Here is a 19,828-nt window from a genome sequence, read left to right on the forward strand (position 1 = left end):
GGCTTCGGTTGCGCGCAGTGGGGGCCGTCGGCTTCGCCTCGGCGACGCGCCCTGCACTCACTCCGGAAACCCCCACTTCAAATGTTTGTCGGTGCCCCGCAATCACGGTCACGGCTACGGTGGCAATGCAAGGACGAGCCACGACCTGTTGGCGAGGCGTAGGCGTCAAAACGTAGTGAGTGGTTTTATGAGCGGCTCTTCGGCGCGCGCAGCGCCGCCGGAAGTATGACGCCCTTGTCACAAGCCTATGCATGGGCACGAACACAGATTCCAGATGCACCACTACCGTGAGCGAGCTGCGGGACCCGCTTAGCAGGGGTTTCTAGCCGCTTTCTTTTGCCTACTTTTCTTTGCGGCGGCAAAGAAAAGTAGGTGCCCCCCCGCACAGGGGGAACGCTAATAGACCACCAACAAAACAAGGAAAGGCCAAAGCCCCAGGAACACGGCCAAAAAGCGCCGCGCAGGCAAAAACCCCCAGCTAGTTAGACAAAGACAAATAAGGCGAACTGACCGGCGTAGGCGGAAACGGCTGCAACCCAGTCTGCTTACTAAAGCTATACCTCAAATAAACAGCCGCGAGCCACTCGCGATACTCATAAGCATTGCCGAGCGAAGCGGTAGCCCCAAACGCCAACTGCGGCGCCAGTTGATACTCCCCCACAGCGCTAAGCGAATAAGAAACCCCAGTCTTACTCTGCCCCGGATACTGCGCACCACTATCCAACCCCGAACCGAGGGTCTTGGCTTCCGCCGCCGCATTGGTCTGGAGCGTGCCGTCGAGCGGGAAGTAATCCGATGCATCCTGCCGGTAATGCTGCACGCCGATCGACCCCTTCACGTCATAAGTAAACTGACCATTGCGCCCAGTCCACTCCACCGGCAAATTCAGAATCATGTACTGCTGCGGACTGAAGTACCCGCCCTGACCATAAGTGAAGTACGAGAGGTTCCTGTTATAGGTCATCAGCGTCGTGTTCACACCGACAGTGAGCGTCTGATCGGCATCCTTGTAAACGCGCGTGTAGACACCGCCGCCACCTTTGTATGCGTTATTGCTCGCGACGTGATAGCCCATGTAGTGCTGGTACGCGGCGTTCACATACAGGCCGTTGGTGCCGTCATCCCATGCAAGGCTGGCGAGGCCGCCGTTGGAGGTGACGCCGCCCCACTCGAGGCCGGAGCCCGAATCGCGCGCGCCAGCATAGGACAGCAAGCTGTCCGTCACCGCGCGGCGAGCGATGGCCAGCGAATACGACACCTTGTCGGTAATGGCGCCGTTGTATTGCAAGCCGCCCACGATGTTCTTCTCGGGGAAACCCAGCGGTGTCACACCAACGTCGCCGTTGAAGCTGCGGCCTTCGTAGCCGATTGACAAGCCCACGCCGCTGGCGGTCTGGCTGCCATAGGTGTTGGTGCCCGCCACCGCCGCCGCAGCAGACGTGCTATTGGAGAGTCCCGCGCCGAATCGCGCGAGCGTCGATTCACTGCCCGCGGCCGTGCCGGCATCCAGCGTTACCGGCGTCGCCGTCACGACGATGTGGCCGTTGCCGGCCTTGATGCGCCCCTGAACCGGCGCTTCGATATCGGTCAACGTCGACAGGCCGTCCTCGCCCGTGCGATTGCGGAACACGACCCCGCCCGACACGGTGCTCGACTGCTCGCGATTGACCTGCGCCAGTTCTTCGGCCACGCCGAGCGTCTGCGTGTTGGCGACGTTCGGTTGCGGGTAAGTGCCGCCGTTACCGTTCGCGCCAGGTTGTTGCGGGTAGTACGCCTGCGCGTAACCAGTCGGCGGCTGCGGAATATACGGCTGCTGTTGCTGCGCGTAATACCCCGAGCCCTGATTCGGATACGGCTGATAAGACTGCTGACCGTAGGCCTGTTGCGGCGGCACCGGTTGGTAAGGCTGCTGTGCGTAACCCTGCTGCGCGTATCCCTGTTGTTGCTGCGGGTAAGGCTGCTGGCCGTAGTAGGGCTGTTGCTGCTGCGGATAAGCTTGTTGCTGCCCATACGGCGCCTGCGCATAGGCTTGCGCGTTGCGGTTGCTCTTCGACGCGCTTTGCTTCTTGCTGGTCGAGCGTTTCGTGCTCGTGGCCGAATTCGTATAACGCGGTTGCTGCATCGAACCGGCATTGGCCTGCGCATCGCGTGCCGCAGGCGACATCGGCCACGGCGTGGTCGCATAACCGTCCGGCTGCTGCGGATAGGGCGCCTGCTGCTGATATTGCGCCTGTTGTGGATATCCACCTTGTTGCGGGTAACCGGATTGCTGCGGATACGCCGGGTTGTACTGCTGCTGCTGCTGCGCCTGCTGCATCTGCGCCTGCCCTTGCCCCGGATATGGCTGCAACGGCGCGCCGGACTGGCTCGACCCGTTGGTCTCCTGGCCGTAGCCATCCGCGTTGGTGCCGGGACGTGGCGCGTTATAGGGAACGGCGGTAGGCGCGGCGTTCGGCGCATACGGCTGAGCAGGCGCCGTATAGGGCACCACGTACGGCGCGGGCTGCGAGGGCGGCGGATAGTTCGGCACGGTCTGGGACGGCAAGGAGGACTGCGAGTACGGGAGCGATGCACGCGCGGCATTGGAGCCGCCACCTGCGAGCGCGGCGTTGTCGGCGTCGGTCGGCGAGATCGTTGCGGTTTTACCTTCGAAAGGATTGGTGCCCGGCAGCGGCGTCGCGCCGATCCGGCGCATCGCGACCTCCCAGCCACGCGGCACGTTGCTCGCCGCATTGGCGCGCGGCCCGTTGGCCATCAGCGGCGTATTGGCCGCGATCAACGAGCGTTGCAGATAAGTCGACGCGAGCGACAGCTTGCCTTCGGCGCGATACATGCGGCCGACCGTCGCCAGCACGCCGGGGTCGTTCGGCGCCGCTGCAAGCGCCTGATTGGCGAGCGATTCGGCATAGCTAAACTGTTTCGCGCCAGATGCCGCGGAGATCGTCGCTTGCAGCAGGTTCAGGTCGTCGGGTTTGCGCTGCAACGCGACGCGGTAACTGGCGAGCGCGTTGCGGTCGTCGCCGGCGCTCGAATAGAGGCGGCCGAGGGCGGCTTGCAGATCGGGATTGTCGGGCATCGCCGCGAGCCACGGCGCGATCACGTCGTAGGCGCTGGCGAGATCGCCGCGCTGACGCACCGCGTCGCATTGCTTGATGACGATGCCCAGATTCAGATTGCCGAAATCCGTGCGCTGCTGCGGCGTCAACTGCATCGCTGCGAGGCGTCGCATCACCATGCCGAGTTCGGCTTCCTGCTGCGTGGCGGAGAGAATACCCGCGTATTGCAGCAGCAAATCGGTGTTGCCAGGCGCCGCGTTCATCGCGCTGCGCACGAGGCCCAACGCGCGATTCGGGTCGCCCGCCTGCTGATACGCGGCAGCGATCACGCCGATCAGTTCGGGATTGTTGCCGGCAACCGGTTCGGCGGCGTGCAAGGTTGCCAGCGCTTGTTGCGACTGACCGTTGCGCGCCATCCGCGTCGCGAGATCGGCCTGCTGATGCACCCACAGGCGATGCTGCAAGGTGGTCATCGCGTCAGTGCGCTGCGCGGCTGGAATCCGTTCGAGTTGCGCGAGACCGGCCGTCCAGTCCTGCGTTTCCGCCGACAACAACGCACTCGCATACAGCGCGTCAGTCATGTCGGGATGCGCGGCGAGCAATCCGTCCATCATGCTGCGGGCATTCGCAACCGCGCCCTGGCGCACGTAAATACGCGCGAGGTCGAGGCGCAGCCAGGGATCGTCAGGATCGTTCAGCAACGCGTCTTCGAACAGGCTGCGCGCGCTGCCGAGATCGCCGCGCGCTTCGGCCGCGCGTGCCTGCGCGGCCTGTGCTTCGCCACGCAGACGGTTGATGCCGCCGGCCTTCGATTGTTGTTCGCTGTTCAATTGATTGGCGAATTGCAGCGCTTCGTCGCCACGGCCTTGCGCGGCGAGCGAACCGACGAGGCCGCGAATCGCATCGGGATTGTCGGCCTGGCGGCGCAGCGCCATCCGGTAGGCCTGTTCGGCGCCGACCGGGTCGCCGTTCGTGAGCAGCATCTCGCCGAGCAGCACCTGCGCGGTGACGTCGGACGGATTCAGCGCGATCGCGCGTTCGAACAGCGACTTCGCCTTCGCGAACTCGCCATTGCTGCGCGCGCCGATGGCGTCGCTGGTATAGGTCCAGTAGGTCGCGCTATCGAGCGCGGTTTTCCAGCGCGCCGGATTGCCGTTGCGCGACGCGCGTTCCAGATAGTTGCGAGCTTCGGCGAATTTTTCCTGCTTCAACGCGGCGATACCCATGCCGCCGAGCGCGTCGGTGTCGTTCGGACTATTCGCCAGTACTGACGAAAACTTCGCGCGTGCCGTGCCGAGGTCGCCGCGATCGAGCGCGGCGAAACCGTCGGCGATCGTGCGGCCGCGGGCGTCGACGGCGGCATTTTCCTGGGCGCGATCGCGGGCCACCTTGTCCTGCTGAACCATCGACTCGAAGCGCGCCTTGACCGCGGCGTCGTCGGTTGCGCCTTGCAGATACGCTTCGTACATTGCGGCGTCCGACGGCCGTGCGTCGAGCCACAGCAAGGCCTGGCGCCAGCTCTTTTTCGCCGACGCGCCGACCGTGCTGTCGCCGGCAAGCTTCTGCAGCCGCGCGATACCGTCGCGGCGCGTCGTATCGCGATACGTCAGATGCTGTGCGTAGGCGAGGGCGTAGCGCGGGTCGTCGGGGTTATCGCGTGCGAGCTGTTCGAGGCCGCGGCGCGCCTGGTCCCAGCCTTGCGGCGTGGCGGAGAGTGCCTGGTAATACTCGAGTTGCAGTGCGGGTGTGGCCGGCTTGCCGTTCAACGCGCGCTGATACTCCTCTACCGCGCTCGCGCTTTGACCGCTTTGCGCGAGCCGCCGCGCATCGTTGACCGTTTGGTCACGCAGACTCGATTCGCCGAGGCGCCGGCCCAGTTCGTCCAGGTTCGGATAGTTCGGCGCGACCGCTTTCAGACGCGCCAGATATTGCTGCGCGCCGGCGCCGTCCTTGCGGTCGGCGAGCACCATGCCCATGCCGTAGAGCGCATCGGGTTGCTTCGGATCGATGCGCAACACTTTCTGCCACGCCTGCTCGGCGAGGTCGCCGCGATGATGCGATTGCCAGTACTTGCCCTGATCGATCAGCACGTTCAAGGGGTCTTTCGACGCCTGCGCCAATGCGTCAGGCGAAGCCGTCGCCACGCAGCAGACGGCCGTGAGGCTCAGCGCGAACCGCAATGAAAACGCGAGGGCGCTCAATCGCATGCATTTCTCCAACTCGGCACGAGACGGCCGGCTTCGTCGAAACGATAGTGGCCGTCGATGAATCCGGTGCCGAACAAGCCCAGCACACGATCGTAATAAACAGGTTCACGGCCCGGCACATTGGTGTCGAGCACGGCGAGATGGGTGCGCGCGAGACCGAGGCCGCGCTCGTCATTGAGCGCCTTGAAGTACGGCGCGAGCGCGCCCCAGTAGCTCAACGGTCCTTCGCCGCTCGCCGTACCGGTGGTCGACGAAACCTTCTCGGGCGGAATGCCGCTTTGCGCAACCTTCGCGCGCATGCCGCCGAGCGCCGCGAGCCAGGGTTTGGCGAGCGGGTCGGCGGGCGAGGTGAGTCCGGCCCACAGATAGACGCGGATCGCGTCGTAGCTGCCGGTGTCGCCTTCTTTCGGATCGACTACGAACTGGCCGTTCTGCCACGCCGCCCAGTCGGGCGCGAAACCTTGCGGCGCCGTCGTCTTGATCAGCTTGTAGGCGCTGTCGGCGAGCTTGGCCCATGGGCCGTTCGGCATGTCTTTGGCGAGCGCGCGCAGCACCGGCAAGGGCAGATAGCTCGGATTCAGGCGCGTCACGCCACCATTCTTGAAGCCTTGCGGGCCGGGCAGCAGCATCGGGCCGACACCCGGCAGCGTGGTCATTTCCTGGCGTGCGATCTGCGCGGCGAGCGCCTCGCCGAGTTGCGTATAACTCGCCTCATGCCACAGGCGGCCGGCTTGCAGCAGATCGTAGGCGATCCACAGGTCGGAGTCGGATGCGGAATTCGGATCGAGCACGCCGAACGAGCCATCCGGCTTCTTGCCCCAGAGCCACGACGGCAGCTGCACGTTTTGCGCATCGAACTGATTGCCCGCGAGATTGGTGCGGGTCCAGTTCAGGAGCCGGTCGAAGGTCGCGCGGTCGTTCGCGACCAGCGCGAAGAACAGGCCGTATGACTGACCTTCGGAGGTGGTCTTCAACTGCGGCGAGGAGTAGTCGATCACGCGGCCGTCGGCCTGCACGAAGTGCTCGACGAAAATGCGGTACGCCGGCCAGTCGGTATTGCACGGACCCGTTTGGCCGGGTGCCGAAGTGGTCTGCGCCACCTTGGTGATATTGGCAAAGCACGTGGCCGCCGCAAGGGCAAGGCCAAAGCCAAGCCCGAGCGTCAGCGCCACGTGTGTCTTGATGTTTCGAACCCGCATATCAGTCCTATCAGTCCTTTAGGCGGCGCGCGGCGATCGAGCGCAGCGTCCGGTAGAACAGGCCGGCGATGATCAGCGCGGCGAGCACGCCGCCCAGCATCAGCAACAGCGGATGCGACGACAGCGCCCAGCGCAGATACTCCTGCGGCGACAAATGGCCGACATAGTACGCTTCGCCGTTCGACGTGATGGTGACGGTGCGGCCGTGGACCACGGCCATCGCGCCTTGAATTTCCTGCAGCACGTCGGCGTCGAGCAGGGCGGCGGACAGATCGGCGTCCGACTGGCCGGCCGCGCTCACCAGCGCGACGGCGCTGCGGTTCTTCTGCAGCGGCGATTCGAAACCGGTCAGGAGCGCATCGCCGCTCGAGCTCACGAGCGTCAGGTCGGCGCGTGCCGGCGAGCGTTCGACGCCGCGTTCGCCATGCCACCAATCCTCGAGCTTGAAGACCACGTCCGAGAGCGCGAAGGTGCGCGAATCGCCGTCGCTGGAGAACGGCATCGACTTGGCCCAGCGTTGCAGCAGCGGTTGCTTGCCCGGCGCGCCGAAAATCAGCAGGTCCTTGTTGGCGTACTTGTCGACGTCGTCGGCCGTGCCGACGGTGACGCCATTCACCGGATAACCCGTCGATGCGCCCATGCGGCCCATGGTCAGCAGAAACAGGCTGTAGTCGCTCGAATCGGCCTCGTTCGGCAAGACCACCGCGGTCTCGGAGAGATCGGCCATCCGCGTGAACGGGAAGCCGCTATTGGCGAATGCCGCGAGATCGGGCAGCGCCATGTAATGCGGGAACGACGAGAGGTCGATAGTCGAGTTCGGATCGATGGCGCCGACCACGTTTTCCAGCAGACGGCCGTGGCATTCGCCGGTGTTCGGAATGTCGTAGAAGAAATGCAGGCGCACCTGCGCGCGCGGCGTCAGCAGCAGCGGCGGAATATGCACGGTGCGACGCGCTTCGGCAGTCTTGTCCGGCAACACGCGCTCGAAGTAATGGCCCAACTCGAACACCGAGGCCGACTCGGCCGGAATCGGCAGCGCCTGCACGAAGCCGTCGTTGACGCTGACGTTCAGCGACGAACGGTCCCGCAGCGGACGCACCGTATAGCGGTAGCGCAAATCGATCGGCGCGCCCTTGGTGTGCCACATGAACAGATCCGGCGGCACGCGAAGATTCACGCGCACGGCGTCGGCGTCATAGCCGGACACCGTCAGGTCGCGCGGATCGGTGAGTTCGCCGAAACGCACCGGACGGTTAGTCGGCAGCCAGTTCGGCGCATCGTACGGCGCACGCTGCATGAGTTCATTCAACTGCGTGATCGTCGCGCTCGGGCCGGTGAGCGTGTTCTGGCCGATGCCGAGCGCTTTGGCGGCAGTTTTCAGTTCGGCCTCGGTGCGGCCGAGCACGAGTAGCAGCTTGCCGCGCGCCGGCGCTTCGCGATCCACCACCGCGATCGTCGGGCCGGAAATCGCAGGAATTGTTACGCCGGCCGGGCGCTGGTCGTCGGTCGCGAACACGACGGCGTTGCCCGACAGCGGCGCGTTATCCAGTTGCGCCGGAAACACCGCGCCGCGATAGCCGGCGAGCGCGCCGAACCAGGATGCGACGATGCCGCCCGCTTCGAGCGTCGCGGCGCCGGGTTTTTGCGGGAACACGAAGGGCAGCTCGAGACGGCGCACGTCGCGGCGGTCGAAGAACGGCTGCGGCAGGGCGGCGAGATCCGGCTTGCTGGCGAGCGACGCGTAGGTCAGATCGAGCGAACTCGCATTGCTGACGGTGGCCCACAGCGACGAATTCGCCGGGTCCTCGCAACTGGTCGTGTAATGACCGATCAACTGCACGTTCAGATGGTTGAATTCGGTGATGAAGCGCGGATCGATCGAGACGTCGCGCGCCACCAGCATGCCGGCCTGTTCGTGCGGCACCGGCAGCGTCGCGGCGACTTCGCCGTTCACCAGCACTTTCAGCTGGGAAATATTCGCGAGCAGCGCCGGCGAGTAGCTGTAGACCAGATGCAGGATCGCGCCGGTCACCACTTCGTCGCCGCGCACGGAGAACGCGACGCCGTTCTGGCCGTCGGTGCCGCGCAGTTGCAGCGGATCGCGCGCGCCGAGGTCGGCGAACGTGAGCGTTTGACGGCGGCCGCCCGGCACCAGCGTGCCCGGTTCGGCGGTGGTCGGCGTTTTGATCCCCAAGGCTTTCACCGACGAAGCAGCGAGTGCCGGCGTTGGCGTGGCCAGTTGCGCTTGCGCGAGCGCGTTCGGATCGTAGAGGACGGCCGCGCTCGGCGCGGGCACACTGCCCACGCCGGTGGCGACGCGCGCAGCCGCCGCGCCTGGGGCGCCTGCCGCCGGCGACGCTTGCGACGCACTCGCGCCGCTCATGGCCGCTGCGGCCACTTCAGCTGCCGAAGCCAGTGGCGCCGTCAACGCGGTTTGCAACGCGAGCCAGCAGGCAAGCCCGCGCATCAGCCGTTTTGAGCGAGGGCGCCCAAAAAGGCGTGCCTCCGTTTCCATCCCATTGCGCCCGTGATTCGAGCGTTCGACGTGTCCCTTCGCCATCCTGTTGCCCATTGATCAGTCTTTGGTTTTTAGCTTCTTGACGTCCACCGGACGGCTTTTCATCGAGCTTCGAAGGTCGGCATAGAGATGCTCGAAGAGCCCCACGATGCCGCGTGCGCCGACCGTCAGCACATGCGTCAGACCGCGCAACGGTGTGTCCTGCTGACGCCCTTCGGCCCAGCCGGTCCATGCGTCGGCGCGCGCGAACGTGGTCTTGACGAACTCGTATTCCTGTTCGCGCGTCATTGCCGAGAAGCGCAGGCCCACGCGGCCCGGCTCCGTGAAACCGACGGTGGCGGGGAAGGCGTATTCCTCGTCGCCGCGAAACAGCGATACGGTCACGCTTTCGTGCATCGGCACTTCGATCTTGGCCGGCAGCGCCACGCCGACGCCGCCTTCCGAGTAGTCGATGGTCTCGCAGGCGAGCGTGCGGCCGGTCGAGAACTTCAGCATCACCGGCATGGTCATCGCCACGCGGTGCACCGCGCGAATCTGCCGGCGCTCGCTGGCCGCGGCCACGCTCGCGCCGAGAATCAGCATGTTGTAGGTGGTCCAGCCCAAGTTCAGGATGGTCGTCTGCACCACGCTGCGAGTGTGCCAGTTCAGATAGATATGCACGATGCCGACCACGAAGCCGATCAGGTTCAGCAACAGCAGAAACAGATACGGCCGCGAGATCGCCCAGTCGAAGTAGTTCTTTTCGATCTGACCGCCCTTGGCCGTCACGTTGAACTTGCCGAGCTTCGGGTTGATCAGCGCGAGCAGCGTCGGGGCGGTAATGTACGACGCCAGCACCGATTCGTAAACTTCGGCCCAGAACGAATGGCGGAACGAGCGCTGCATCCGCGAGTTGGTGATGCTCGCATGCATCATGTGCGGCAGTGCGTAGATCGCGATCGTGCTGGCGGCGGCCTCGATCACGTGTGCGCCGAAGAACAGATACGACAGCGGCGCCGTGAGAAACACCAGACGCGGGATGCCGTAGAAGAAGTGCATCATCGCGTTCAGATAACAGAGCCGCTGGCCGATTTTCAGGCCCTTGCCGGTCAGCGGATTGTCGATCCGGAAAATCTGCGTCATGCCGCGCGCCCAGCGAATCCGCTGGCCGATGTGGCCGGACAGACTTTCGGTGGCGAGACCTGCTGCCTGCGGGATCGCCAGATAGGCCGTGGTGTAGCCGAGGCGGTGCAGCTTCAACGCGGTGTGTGCGTCTTCGGTCACGGTTTCTACCGCGATGCCGCCGATCTCTTCGACCATGGTCCGGCGCAGCAACGCGCACGAGCCGCAGAAGAAGGTCGCGTTCCACAGATCGTTGCCGTCCTGCACGAGGCCGTAAAACAGTTCGCCTTCGTTCGGCACCTTGCGGAAGGTGCCGAGATTGCGTTCGAACGGATCAGCGGAGAAGAAGTGGTGCGGCGTTTGCAGCATCGACAGCAGCTTGTCGCGCAGGAACCAGCCGAGGCCGATCTGCAGGAACGAGCGGGTCGGAATGTGATCGCAGTCGAAGATCGCGAGGTACTCGCCCTGAGTGATCTTCAGGGCTTCATTGATGTTGCCGGCCTTCGCGTGGCGGTTGTGCGTGCGGATCGTCCAGTTGACGCCGACTTCCTCGCAGAACGCCTTGAACTCGGGACGGCGGCCGTCGTCGAGCACATGGATCGCGATCTTGTCGGCCGGATAGTCGAGCGCGAGCGCGGCGTAGATGGTCGGCTTCACCACCGCGAGCGGCTCGTTGTAGGTCGGGATGAAGACGTCGACGGTCGGCCACAGGTCGCGCGAGGCGGGCAGCGGCATCGGCGTGCGCTTGAGCGGCCAGGCGGTCTGGAAGTAGCCGAGCATCAGCACGACGGTCGAATAGACTTCGGCCGACACCAGCAGCAGACCCCATGCGGCGTCGAGCGGATGCTCCCAGTAAGTCGTCGAAGTGAGCCGCCAGTACATATAGCGGCCCGACGTGACCACCGAAAGCATGATCATCACCATCGTCGCGTAACGGCCTTGCAGGCGTCGGAACAACAGCGCGGTGACGAAGCAGCAGGTCGCGAACGTCAGTTGCTCGTAGAAAGCGAGTGGCACCGTGAAGACGAAGTACAGCATCATCAACGCGAACAGCGTGACCAGACCGGTCACGATCCGGCTGTTCCAGAAGCGCGCGTCGACGATGCGTTCGAGCCGCGACGGTTCGCCGGCCTCGATGTCCTGCGACTGGGGCGTACTCATGCGACGTTCCTCGGCGAGACGGCGATCGCATCGACCGCCGCCATCAGCCAGTTGCCGCACGAACGAAAATCGGCGGCCGCCTGGCTGAGTGGATCGTAGTGAATCAGCGTGGTGTCGCAGGCGAGCGCTTCGCTCACCCCTTCATCAAGATGGATGACGCCCGGGAAGAGCTTGTCGCCGAGCATCTGGCGCAAGACCTTGAGGACGTCTTTGGTCAACTGGCGCGACTGGTCGATCTGGTTGACCACGTAACCTTCGCCCCCGAACTCGGGGCGCGGCGCCGCGTACGCTTCAATCAGCCGTTCCATCAACGGAATGGCCGCGTAGGAAGCCGCGTCGGCGAGCACTACGTTCAGCGTGAAAGTGGCCGCGCACAACGCAGCGCGTACATACACGGACGAACCCGGCGGCGTATCGATGATGACGATGTCGGACGCATCGAGCCGCAGCGTTTGCAGCGAGTGCGCGAGCCACCTCGGGTCCTGGTCGATATACGCTTCGAAGCGGCGGCGATCGTCTTCGAGCACGGCGCCGTAGGGCAGCACGGTCACACCGTCTACGCCGTCGAACATGACCGATTGCCACGGATCGCCCGTCAATGTCGCGCGCGACAAACCGTCGATGCTGTCGAGCGGCACGCCGAAATGCAGACGCAGCGCGTTTTGCGGATCGAGGTCGAGCGCGATCACGCGGCGGCCGCTGGCGGCCAGCACGGAAGCGAGATTGGCGGCGAGGGTGGTTTTACCGACCCCGCCTTTGGCGGACACGACCGCAATGACTTTCATGAGCGACGAGGGCCGTTGACCAGCCACGAGTTGGAGGGGGCGGGCGCGGCGACGCTGGGAGCGCGGACCGGCGCGGCGGCCGTTTGTGCGGGTGTGCCGCGCAGACGGTCGAAGACCGATTGCAGCGGTGCGGATTCGCCGGTGGGCGCGGCGGGTTGCGGCGGCGTCGGTTCGGATGCTGGGGCGAACAGTTTGCCGAGGATCGACGCGGGCGGCTTCGGCGCTGCGGGCGCAGTCGTGTAGCTGGGTGCGGGCGCCGGTGCCCATGCCGGCGTGTGCGCCTGGGCGAGAGCTTGCGTCCATGCCGGGACCGGAGCCGGTGCTTGCGCCCACGTCGGCGCGGATGCGGAGACCGGCGCCGGCGCAGTGCTGCGCGGCGTGAGGGCAGGGATCTCGGCGCGCGGCATCACCGCTGCTGACGGCATGCTCGCCGTAGGTTGCGCTACAGGCATGGCCGACGTGCGGAACTGAGCCACCGGCGGAATACTTACAGCTGGCATGACAGGGGGAATAGGTGCAGTGGCAACCGGCGTCACCTGTGCCTGGGCGACGGCAGCCGCAGGCTGTGCGGCCACTGGCGTCACCGCATCGATCGGTACGGCAGCGTCACTCTTCGTTTCGAACGCGCCGAAACGTGAAGCGCCGCGCGGTGCGCCAGGCTGAGCGGCGACGGCGACCGGCGGAATGTCCCGTCGATGCGAGCGGGTAAACAGCGGCGCCTTCGCGCGCGTGACCGAGGCAGCGTCTTTGGGCGTCATGTCCTGACGATCGACTTCCGGCGCCGCTTCTTGCGCCAATGCCTCGCCAGCAACCTCGCGGCGTTGCCCGATCGCGGGAATCGCCGGCTGTGTCAGATCCAGCGTCACCAGCAGCGGCCAACGCGTGCGCGCCGAACGCGCTTCGTTTTCGCGGCCGATTTCCTGGTACGCGCTGGCGTCGCCGCCAAAATGGTCGAATAGTTTTTCGATGTCGCTAGATGAACTCATAGTGCCGCCGACTTTTTAATGACTTGCGTTGCCCCGATCGGTCCGCTCGCCTGGCTCGCTTACCTGGTCTGCTACCCGGACCGCTCAAACAGAATGCCGCCCCAGCCGGAACTCGATCGAGGTGTCCGTGCCGTACGCGCTCGTTTGCGCTACCGAAAGGCCTTGCGCGCCCAACGCGCTCAACCACGTCTGATAGACGCCTTCGAGAAACGCCGGCGTCCACGCGAGCGCCGCGTTGCCGAACGCCTGCAGCGGCGCACAGTAATGAACGATGCGCAGCGCGTCTGCTTCGTCGGACAGTTCGACGTAGCCCCAATCCATGTCATGCCAGTACAGATTCAACGCCTGAGCGAGCTCGGCGGTGGACCCGCACGCCGGCAATTGATGCGCCGCCGCAAACCGGCAACCGACCCGGTACATCAATTGACGCAGCTCGTCGCGACCGATCTGCGCTTCGAACTCTGTCGCGAGTGCGGTCAGCATGCCGCGCCATTGTGGCGAGATTTGGCGTTCCAGCAGGTAATCGAGAATTTGGACCATGTTTTCCGGGAAATAGCCGCTGCTCAAACCGCGTACAAAACGGGTGCCGACGGCCGAATAACTGAAAGTGTTACGGGAAGGCGCGCGTTGCACGCGTCTTAGGTTACTTTTACCGAGTTCGTCTGCTCTATCCGCCACACTTCGGAGGAGTCTACTTAAGACATTAACTTTTAGCCACTTTACATTCGTCTGCTTTATACGCGCAAACGATTGCTGCAGATGCTTGTCCGCCACGTAATTTTTGCTGCCGGAATTGCCTTGTTCGCTTCTCCACTGAGGATGTCCGTCGCTAAGCTGTTTTCAATAATTTTATTAACGGTCGATTGCGCCGATCTTTTAGCTTTTTGGTTTCGTGCTAAATGCAACGGTTTGAGTTGGGTTGCGCGGAATGAGCCAGGTATTGGCCGTCGAGAGGGCGGCGAGTCCCTCGTGCTAAGGGCGGTGCTGTTATGCGCGGGGCATCTCTCGTGTCGCGTGATGGCGGCGTAGCCCTGCCTGAGCGGGGGGGGAATTCTATTTACGGGCGGGGCATAAATATTTGTCAGACGGTTGCCGTTATACATCGGTAGAGTAACCGGAGCCAGCCTGATATCTATCAATATGCTTTCCACCTCAACGAAGCCACTGTCCGATTCCGGTTTGCGCGATCGCTTCCATCGACGATCGTTGGAACACCAGCGTCCCCTTTCGACGGTGACGATGGCATTTACGGTTGTCGCGTTCCTGTGTCTCGTGGGGGCGCGCAACATGGTCAACGGGCCGGCAACGCCGCTTGGCTACCGGCTTGCCTGTGCGCTGGTGCTCGCCTTGCTGGTGATGGCGATTCCACGCACCGGCTCGACCTGGACCTTCGGTGCAATCGGTGTCGCTTACTCGCTCGTGCTGGTGGTGGGTCTCGCGCTGAACGTCTCGGGCGTCGAGCAGCCGTTGTTGTGGATCCTGCCGGCCATGGTGGTGATTCCGGTCTGCGCTGCGCCGTTGTGGCTCACGCCGCTGCATTTCTTCGTCGGCAGCGCGCTCTTCTATGGGGCGGCGTTTGCCTTGCTGTTCGGTGGGCCGCGCACGCATGACGTCGACATCGTCGTGTGGATGTGGATCCTGGCGATCGGTGTGCCGACTTCCGTTGTGTTTCACTTCGGTTTCTACCGGTTCCGGCGTAACCACTTTCTGCTCGAGAGCCAACTGGCGCAGCTCGCCGCGACCGATCCGCTGACCGGCCTGCAAAACCGCCGAGCGTTCGTGAAGCAGGCCGAGCGCCGCCTCGAAACCATGACGCCCGAGGCGCGGGTCAGCGCGATTTTTCTCGACATCGACAGTTTCAAATCGCTGAACGACCGCTTTGGCCACGCCGTTGGCGACCATGCGTTGTACCAGGTCGCCCAGGTGCTGATGGAAGAGACCTCCGCGGACGACAGCGTGAGCCGGATCGGCGGCGAGGAGTTTGCCGTGCTGCTGCGTGACGGCCTGACTGGCGCACTGGCGCTGGCCGAGCGCCTGCGCGCCGCGATTGCCGCGCTCGAGCGCCCGGACGGCCATCTGACCGCGAGTTTCGGCGTGGCTCAACACCGGAGCGGCGAAAACATCATGGTGTTGCTCGATCGCGCCGACGAAGCCTTGCTGCGCGCCAAGCATTCGGGCAGAAACCGCGTGTGCGCCGAACGCGCGTTGCCGATCGAACCGCTGCAGATGCTTGCCGGCGATGTGTTCGCGGAGGACGGGGCGCTGGTGCCGCGGCATCGCTGGGACGAGTATTCCCTGACCTCGCACTTCCAGCCGCTCTACAGTTTGTCGCATCAGAAGCAGGTGGGGTTCGAGGCCTTGCTGCGAGGAGAGCAGGACGACGGCACGCTGGTGCCGCCCGTGGTGCTGTTCGCGCCGAAGCCCTCCAGCGACGAAGGCGCGCTCGATCGCGCGAGCCATGCCGTGCATCTGGCCAACGCGCGCAAGTCGCTGCCGAGCGATGCCTGGCTATTCTTGAATATTCTGCCTGCGACGTTTATCGCCGAGGGCTATGCGGACCAGCTCGCCAGGATCGTGCGGGCGGTGGGGCTCGAACCTGAGCGGGTGGTTCTCGAGATTCTCGAATCGCATGGTGGCAGCGTCGACGACATGTCGCGGGTGGCGGCTTTGTACCGTGAGCATGGCTTTCTGATCGCCGTCGACGATTTCGGTGCGGGGCAGTCGAACCTCGACCGGTTGCTGCGGATTCGCCCGGATCTTGTGAAGCTCGATGGCGAGTTGATTCGCGCGACGGGTCATGGCACCGAGCAGCCGATCTTGCCGAAGCTCGTTTCTTTGTTACACCTGGCGGGGATGCTGGTTGTTGTTGAGGGCGTGGAAACCACGGAGGAATTGATTCTTGCTGTGGAGTCGAATGTGGATTTTGCGCAAGGATTTTTGCTTGGGCGGCCGGCGGCTGAGATTGTGCCGCCTGATTCGGTGCATAGGCGAATTGATGATGCGTTCGATGTGATCGCCCAGGGGAGGGCCCATCAGTATGCGATGTTTGAGTCGGAGGTTGAGCCTTATCGGGCTGCTTTGAGGCGGGCTGCCGATGCTTTGATTGCCGGTGTTTCCGTTGGTGAGGCGTTTGCTTTTCTGGCTACGTTTGAGCGGTGTATCAGTTGCTTTGTTCTTGATGATTCGGGGCGGCAGGTTGGGCATGAAGTGCGCGGGCCCGCGTGGAGTGGTGATGGGGCTTCGTTGCAGCCTGTGGCTAATCCGCAGGATGCCAGGTGGGATCATCGGCCTTATTTTCGTAACGCTGTTTTGTTGCCTGGGGTGGCTGTGGCTAGTAATCCTTATCTTTCTTTGGCTAGTGGGCGGCCTTGTGTTGCGGTTACTTTGGCTGTGCAGTTTTCCGCTGAGCGGTCGGTTATTGGGGTGGAGTTGGATTGGTCGGTGGTGGGGTTGCCTTGGCCTGCCGGTGAGTAGTTTTTTTTGCCTTTGGCGGCGGCATTTGGCCGTGTTCTTGGGGCTTTGGCCTTTCCTTGATTTGTTAGTGGTCTATTAGCGTTGCCCCTGTGCGGGGCGGCACCTACTTTTCTTTGCCGCCGCAAAGAAAAGTAGGCAAAAGAAAGCGGCTAGATGCCCCTGCTAAGCGGGTCCCGCAGCTCGCTCAGGGTAGTGGTGCGACTGGAATCTGTGTTCGTGCCACTACATGCTCTTGTAACAAGGGCGTCATTCTTCCGGCGGCGCTGCGCGCGCCGAAGAGTAGCTCATAAAACCGATCCGTGGGTTTTGTTAGTAGCCGCCTTTTGTCGGTGTTGCCATTGGCGCTGTCTTTTTGTATGCGGCCGCGAGGTCCGCTGCTGCTTTGCTTAGTAGGCCCGTGTCTGTTCCTACCGCCACGAATGTTGCGCCCGCCGCCAAGTATTCGGCTGCTATGCCCGGGTCCGGTGCTAGTACGCCCGCTGCTTTGCCGGCTTCTCGTACCTTCCTGATCCCGCTGCAGATCGCTTCGCGTACGCTTGCGTCGCCTGGTTTGCCTAGCAAACCCATTGATGCGCTTAGGTCGGCTGGGCCGAAGAAGACGCCGTCAATGCCTTGCACCTTTGCAATCGCCGGTAGGTTTTCCATCCCCTGCACGGTTTCTACCTGGACCAGTACGCACAATTCCTGCGCCGCCGTGGTCAGGTAGTCGGGGATTCGGTTCCAGCGCGAGGCCCGTGCCAACGCACTCCCCACGCCGCGGATGCCTTGCGGTGGGTAGCGCGTTGCCGCTACGGCTTCCGCAGCTTGCTCCGCCGTGTCGATCATCGGGAGCAGCAGGGTTTGGGCGCCTATGTCGAGTAATTGCTTGATCAGTGCGCTGTCGCTTCGTACGGGACGGACCACCGGATGCGATGTGTAGGCGGCCACCGCCTGTAATTGCGCCAGTGTGCTGCGCACGTCGTTCGGTGCGTGCTCGTTGTCGATCAACAACCAATCGAAGCCGGCCGTGGCCAGCAGTTCGGTCACGTAGGCGTCGGCGAGCGCCGCCCATAAGCCAAATTGTGGCTTGCCCTCTGCTAGCGCGCGCTTGAATGTGTTTTGCGGTAGAGACATGTCGATTGACTCAAATGAGCTCAAATGAAATTTAAACCAATGCCGCCCAGCGGACCGTAGTCGACGTGGAAGGTGTCGCCCGCTCGCGCCGGGATCGGGCTCGTGAAGGAGCCGCTCAAAATGACGTCGTTCGCGTTCAGGACTTCGTCGTATGGAGCGATCTTGTTCGCGAGCCATGCAACGCCTGTCGCGGGGTGGTTCAGCACGGCGGCGGCCAGGCCGCTTTCTTCTACGGTGCCGTTCTTGTAAAGCAATGCGCCAACCCAGCGGAGGTCGACGTCCATAGGACGTACCGGGCGGCCGCCCAGTACGATGCCGGCATTCGCCGCAAAGTCGGAGATGGTGTCGTAGACCTTGCGCGGCACCTTCGTCTCGCGGTCGAATTGTTCGATGCGGGCGTCGATAATTTCCACGGCCGGGGTCACGTAGGCTGTGGCGTCCAGAACGTCGAAGAGCGTGACGCCGGGGCCCTTCAATGGCTTGCTCAATATGAAGGCCAGTTCGACTTCCACGCGCGGCGCTATGAAGCGATCAGCGCGGATGTCCTGGCCGTTTTCGATGAACATGCTGTCGAGCAACGGCGCATAGTCGGGTTCGTCGATCTGTGAAGAGCGCTGCATCGCGCGTGACGTCAGGCCGATCTTGCGGCCCTTGATCACGTGGCCCTCGGCCAGTTTCAGCTTCACCCACTCGCGTTGGATCGCGTAACCGTCCTGTACCGTCATCTCGGGATATTTCGCGGAGAAGTGGCGCAGTTGGGTGCGCGTCTTCTCGGCGTTGTCGAGTTGCGCCGCAAGGTCGCGGATTGTCTGTTCGTCTAGCATGATGGTTCTCTTTGAGCGGCTGCCAGACCCATTTGCCGGGTCGCAATGTTAGGCCGGAGCCTCGAGCCTCGGTGTCAGGCCTTAAGCCGCGCGTGCAGATTGTTGTGTTTCCACGTGCCGGCTTCGCTGAATTCATTGATCTCCAGCGACAACGCCAGGCCGTGCTTTTCAAACTCCGCGGCGAAGTGCTGTTTGATCGCTTCAAACAACGCGTCGCCGGTCGCCTTCTTTACGGCGTCCGAGCGGCCCGCGGCGATCTTCAGGTTTGCATGCAGGAAGGCGGCGTCGGGCCGGCCGTCGGCTATGGAGTACTGGTCGCAACGCAAGGCGCGCACGCGGATGCCGCCGAGCGGAAAGACGTGTTGGTCGTTGTCGCGCTGCGCGTCAAGGCAAGCCGCCAGCGAGGTGCAAAGCTGTCCGATGCCTGCTTCATCAGCAAGATTGGCGCTGTATTCGATTGTCAGATGTGGCACGGTAAGCTCCTCTCTCAGGACTCAAGCGGGCAGGGGTGTCACGGGGAAGATCGCGTTGATCTGGCCGGTTCCCGAACTGCCGAAATACGGTGTGACGACTTCGACCTTGCCGTCGTATCGATCCCAACCGAGCGCGCCGAGCAGCATCGCGGTGTCGTGCATGCCGCCTTCCCCCCAGCACTTCTCGTTATAGAGCGGCAGCATCTCGCAGAAGGTCTTCCAGTCGCCGGCTTCCCACAACTCGACCACGCGGCGGTCCATCTGTTCGAGAAACGGGCTCCATACCTTGTGCATGAACTGCTCGGCCGTGCCGTTGTTGGCAAAGTGGTGGCTCAACGACCCGCTCGCCAGAATCGCCACGGTGCCGTCGTAACGTTCCTCGATGGCCTTGCGTACCGCGAGGCCGAAGCGCGCGCTCGTTTCGAGGTCGTGCCACATGCACCAGCCGGCTACCGATACGGTCTTGAAGTGCTGGTCGCTGTTCATATAGCGCATCGGCACCAGCGTGCCGTACTCGAGTTCGAGCGTGGTCTCGCTGTGCGCGCGGCTCTTGACGCCCATCTCGTTGGCGACTTCCGCGATCAGATCGCCGAGTCCGACATTGCCGGGATACGCGTACGGCATGTTCTTGATGAAATGCGGCAGTTCGTTGCTCGTATAGACGCCCTCGAACCTCGGCGCGCAATTGATGTGGTATTCGCTGTTTACCAGCCAATGCACGTCGAAGACGACGATCGTATCCACACCCAATTCGCGGCAGCGGCGGCCGATTTCATGGTGACCGTCGATTGCCAGTTGACGGCAGCCCTTATGCGGACCGTCCAGTTCGGATAGATATAACGACGGGACGTGAGTGACTTTTGCTGCCAACGCGAGTTTGCCCATCGCGGTCTCCTGTTCTGTGTGGCGCGAGGCCTGGTGCCCTCGCGCG

12 protein-coding genes are annotated in these 19,828 nt (G+C 63.5%); 1 reads left to right on the forward strand and 11 read right to left on the reverse strand.

Annotated features, from left to right (window positions below; translation table 11 throughout):
• Positions 1 to 478 precede the first annotated feature (478 nt).
• The 7 genes from KHO30_RS25955 to bcsD form a co-directional block, all read right to left on the reverse strand.
• The gene (locus KHO30_RS25955; RefSeq protein ID WP_211702742.1) at positions 479 to 5,263 is read right to left on the reverse strand and encodes a cellulose synthase subunit BcsC-related outer membrane protein; all 4,785 of its coding nucleotides are present in this window, start codon (positions 5,261 to 5,263) and stop codon (positions 479 to 481) included.
• The gene (bcsZ, locus tag KHO30_RS25960; RefSeq protein ID WP_211702743.1) at positions 5,254 to 6,462 is read right to left on the reverse strand and encodes a cellulose synthase complex periplasmic endoglucanase BcsZ; all 1,209 of its coding nucleotides are present in this window, start codon (positions 6,460 to 6,462) and stop codon (positions 5,254 to 5,256) included. The genes KHO30_RS25955 and bcsZ overlap by 10 nt, the downstream gene beginning before the upstream one ends.
• Positions 6,463 to 6,472: 10 nt before the next feature.
• Positions 6,473 to 9,034, reverse strand: a complete 2,562-nt coding sequence (gene bcsB / locus KHO30_RS25965) for a cellulose biosynthesis cyclic di-GMP-binding regulatory protein BcsB (protein WP_211702744.1) — start codon at positions 9,032 to 9,034, stop codon at positions 6,473 to 6,475.
• Between the two features lie 3 nt (positions 9,035 to 9,037).
• On the reverse strand, positions 9,038 to 11,242 hold the full coding sequence (gene bcsA, locus KHO30_RS25970) for a UDP-forming cellulose synthase catalytic subunit (protein WP_093632897.1): 2,205 nt from the start codon (positions 11,240 to 11,242) through the stop codon (positions 9,038 to 9,040).
• On the reverse strand, positions 11,239 to 12,027 hold the full coding sequence (gene bcsQ / locus KHO30_RS25975) for a cellulose biosynthesis protein BcsQ (protein ID WP_093632896.1): 789 nt from the start codon (positions 12,025 to 12,027) through the stop codon (positions 11,239 to 11,241). Before bcsQ ends, bcsA begins: the two co-directional genes overlap by 4 nt.
• Positions 12,024 to 13,013, reverse strand: coding sequence for a cellulose biosynthesis protein BcsP (gene bcsP / locus KHO30_RS25980; RefSeq protein WP_211702745.1), 990 nt, complete (start codon positions 13,011 to 13,013; stop codon positions 12,024 to 12,026). Before bcsP ends, bcsQ begins: the two co-directional genes overlap by 4 nt.
• An 84-nt stretch (positions 13,014 to 13,097) precedes the next feature.
• Positions 13,098 to 13,553 (reverse strand): cellulose biosynthesis protein BcsD, encoded by a 456-nt coding sequence (gene bcsD / locus KHO30_RS25985; RefSeq protein WP_200620266.1) that lies wholly within the window; start codon positions 13,551 to 13,553, stop codon positions 13,098 to 13,100.
• 600 nt (positions 13,554 to 14,153) lie between these two features.
• On the opposite strand from bcsD, the gene KHO30_RS25990 reads away from it, so the two are divergent.
• The gene (locus KHO30_RS25990) at positions 14,154 to 16,487 is read left to right on the forward strand and encodes a bifunctional diguanylate cyclase/phosphodiesterase (protein WP_211702746.1); all 2,334 of its coding nucleotides are present in this window, start codon (positions 14,154 to 14,156) and stop codon (positions 16,485 to 16,487) included.
• Between the two features lie 309 nt (positions 16,488 to 16,796).
• On the opposite strand, the gene hpaI is transcribed toward KHO30_RS25990, so the two are convergent.
• The 4 genes from hpaI to hpaD all read right to left on the reverse strand — a co-directional run bounded on the left by hpaI (position 16,797) and on the right by hpaD (position 19,782).
• Positions 16,797 to 17,600, reverse strand: coding sequence for a 4-hydroxy-2-oxoheptanedioate aldolase (gene hpaI / locus KHO30_RS25995; RefSeq protein ID WP_211702747.1), 804 nt, complete (start codon positions 17,598 to 17,600; stop codon positions 16,797 to 16,799).
• A gap of 20 nt (positions 17,601 to 17,620) precedes the next feature.
• Positions 17,621 to 18,424, reverse strand: a complete 804-nt coding sequence (gene hpaH / locus KHO30_RS26000; RefSeq protein WP_211702748.1) for a 2-oxo-hept-4-ene-1,7-dioate hydratase — start codon at positions 18,422 to 18,424, stop codon at positions 17,621 to 17,623.
• Positions 18,425 to 18,498: 74 nt separating this feature from the next.
• Positions 18,499 to 18,897 (reverse strand): 5-carboxymethyl-2-hydroxymuconate Delta-isomerase, encoded by a 399-nt coding sequence (locus tag KHO30_RS26005; RefSeq protein WP_211702749.1) that lies wholly within the window; start codon positions 18,895 to 18,897, stop codon positions 18,499 to 18,501.
• Positions 18,898 to 18,918: 21 nt separating this feature from the next.
• On the reverse strand, positions 18,919 to 19,782 hold the full coding sequence (hpaD, locus tag KHO30_RS26010) for a 3,4-dihydroxyphenylacetate 2,3-dioxygenase (RefSeq protein ID WP_200620271.1): 864 nt from the start codon (positions 19,780 to 19,782) through the stop codon (positions 18,919 to 18,921).
• Positions 19,783 to 19,828 lie beyond the last annotated feature (46 nt).

Source organism: Paraburkholderia aspalathi (assembly GCF_905220735.1).
Taxonomy (GTDB): Bacteria; Pseudomonadota; Gammaproteobacteria; order Burkholderiales; family Burkholderiaceae; genus Paraburkholderia; species Paraburkholderia aspalathi.

Excerpts from the sequence above, each read along its gene's own strand:
- bcsQ (WP_093632896.1), bottom strand. The coding sequence starts at position 12,027 with ATGAAAGTCATTGCGGTCGTGTCCGCCAAAGGCGGGGTCGGTAAAACC.
- bcsA (WP_093632897.1), bottom strand. The coding sequence starts at position 11,242 with ATGAGTACGCCCCAGTCGCAGGACATCGAGGCCGGCGAACCGTCGCGG.
- KHO30_RS25990 (WP_211702746.1), top strand. The coding sequence starts at position 14,154 with ATGCTTTCCACCTCAACGAAGCCACTGTCCGATTCCGGTTTGCGCGAT.
- hpaI (WP_211702747.1), bottom strand. The coding sequence starts at position 17,600 with ATGTCTCTACCGCAAAACACATTCAAGCGCGCGCTAGCAGAGGGCAAG.
- KHO30_RS25955 (WP_211702742.1), bottom strand. The coding sequence starts at position 5,263 with ATGCGATTGAGCGCCCTCGCGTTTTCATTGCGGTTCGCGCTGAGCCTC.
- bcsZ (WP_211702743.1), bottom strand. The coding sequence starts at position 6,462 with ATGCGGGTTCGAAACATCAAGACACACGTGGCGCTGACGCTCGGGCTT.
- bcsB (WP_211702744.1), bottom strand. The coding sequence starts at position 9,034 with ATGGGCAACAGGATGGCGAAGGGACACGTCGAACGCTCGAATCACGGG.
- bcsD (WP_200620266.1), bottom strand. The coding sequence starts at position 13,553 with ATGGTCCAAATTCTCGATTACCTGCTGGAACGCCAAATCTCGCCACAA.
- hpaD (WP_200620271.1), bottom strand. The coding sequence starts at position 19,782 with ATGGGCAAACTCGCGTTGGCAGCAAAAGTCACTCACGTCCCGTCGTTA.
- hpaH (WP_211702748.1), bottom strand. The coding sequence starts at position 18,424 with ATGCTAGACGAACAGACAATCCGCGACCTTGCGGCGCAACTCGACAAC.
- bcsP (WP_211702745.1), bottom strand. The coding sequence starts at position 13,013 with ATGAGTTCATCTAGCGACATCGAAAAACTATTCGACCATTTTGGCGGC.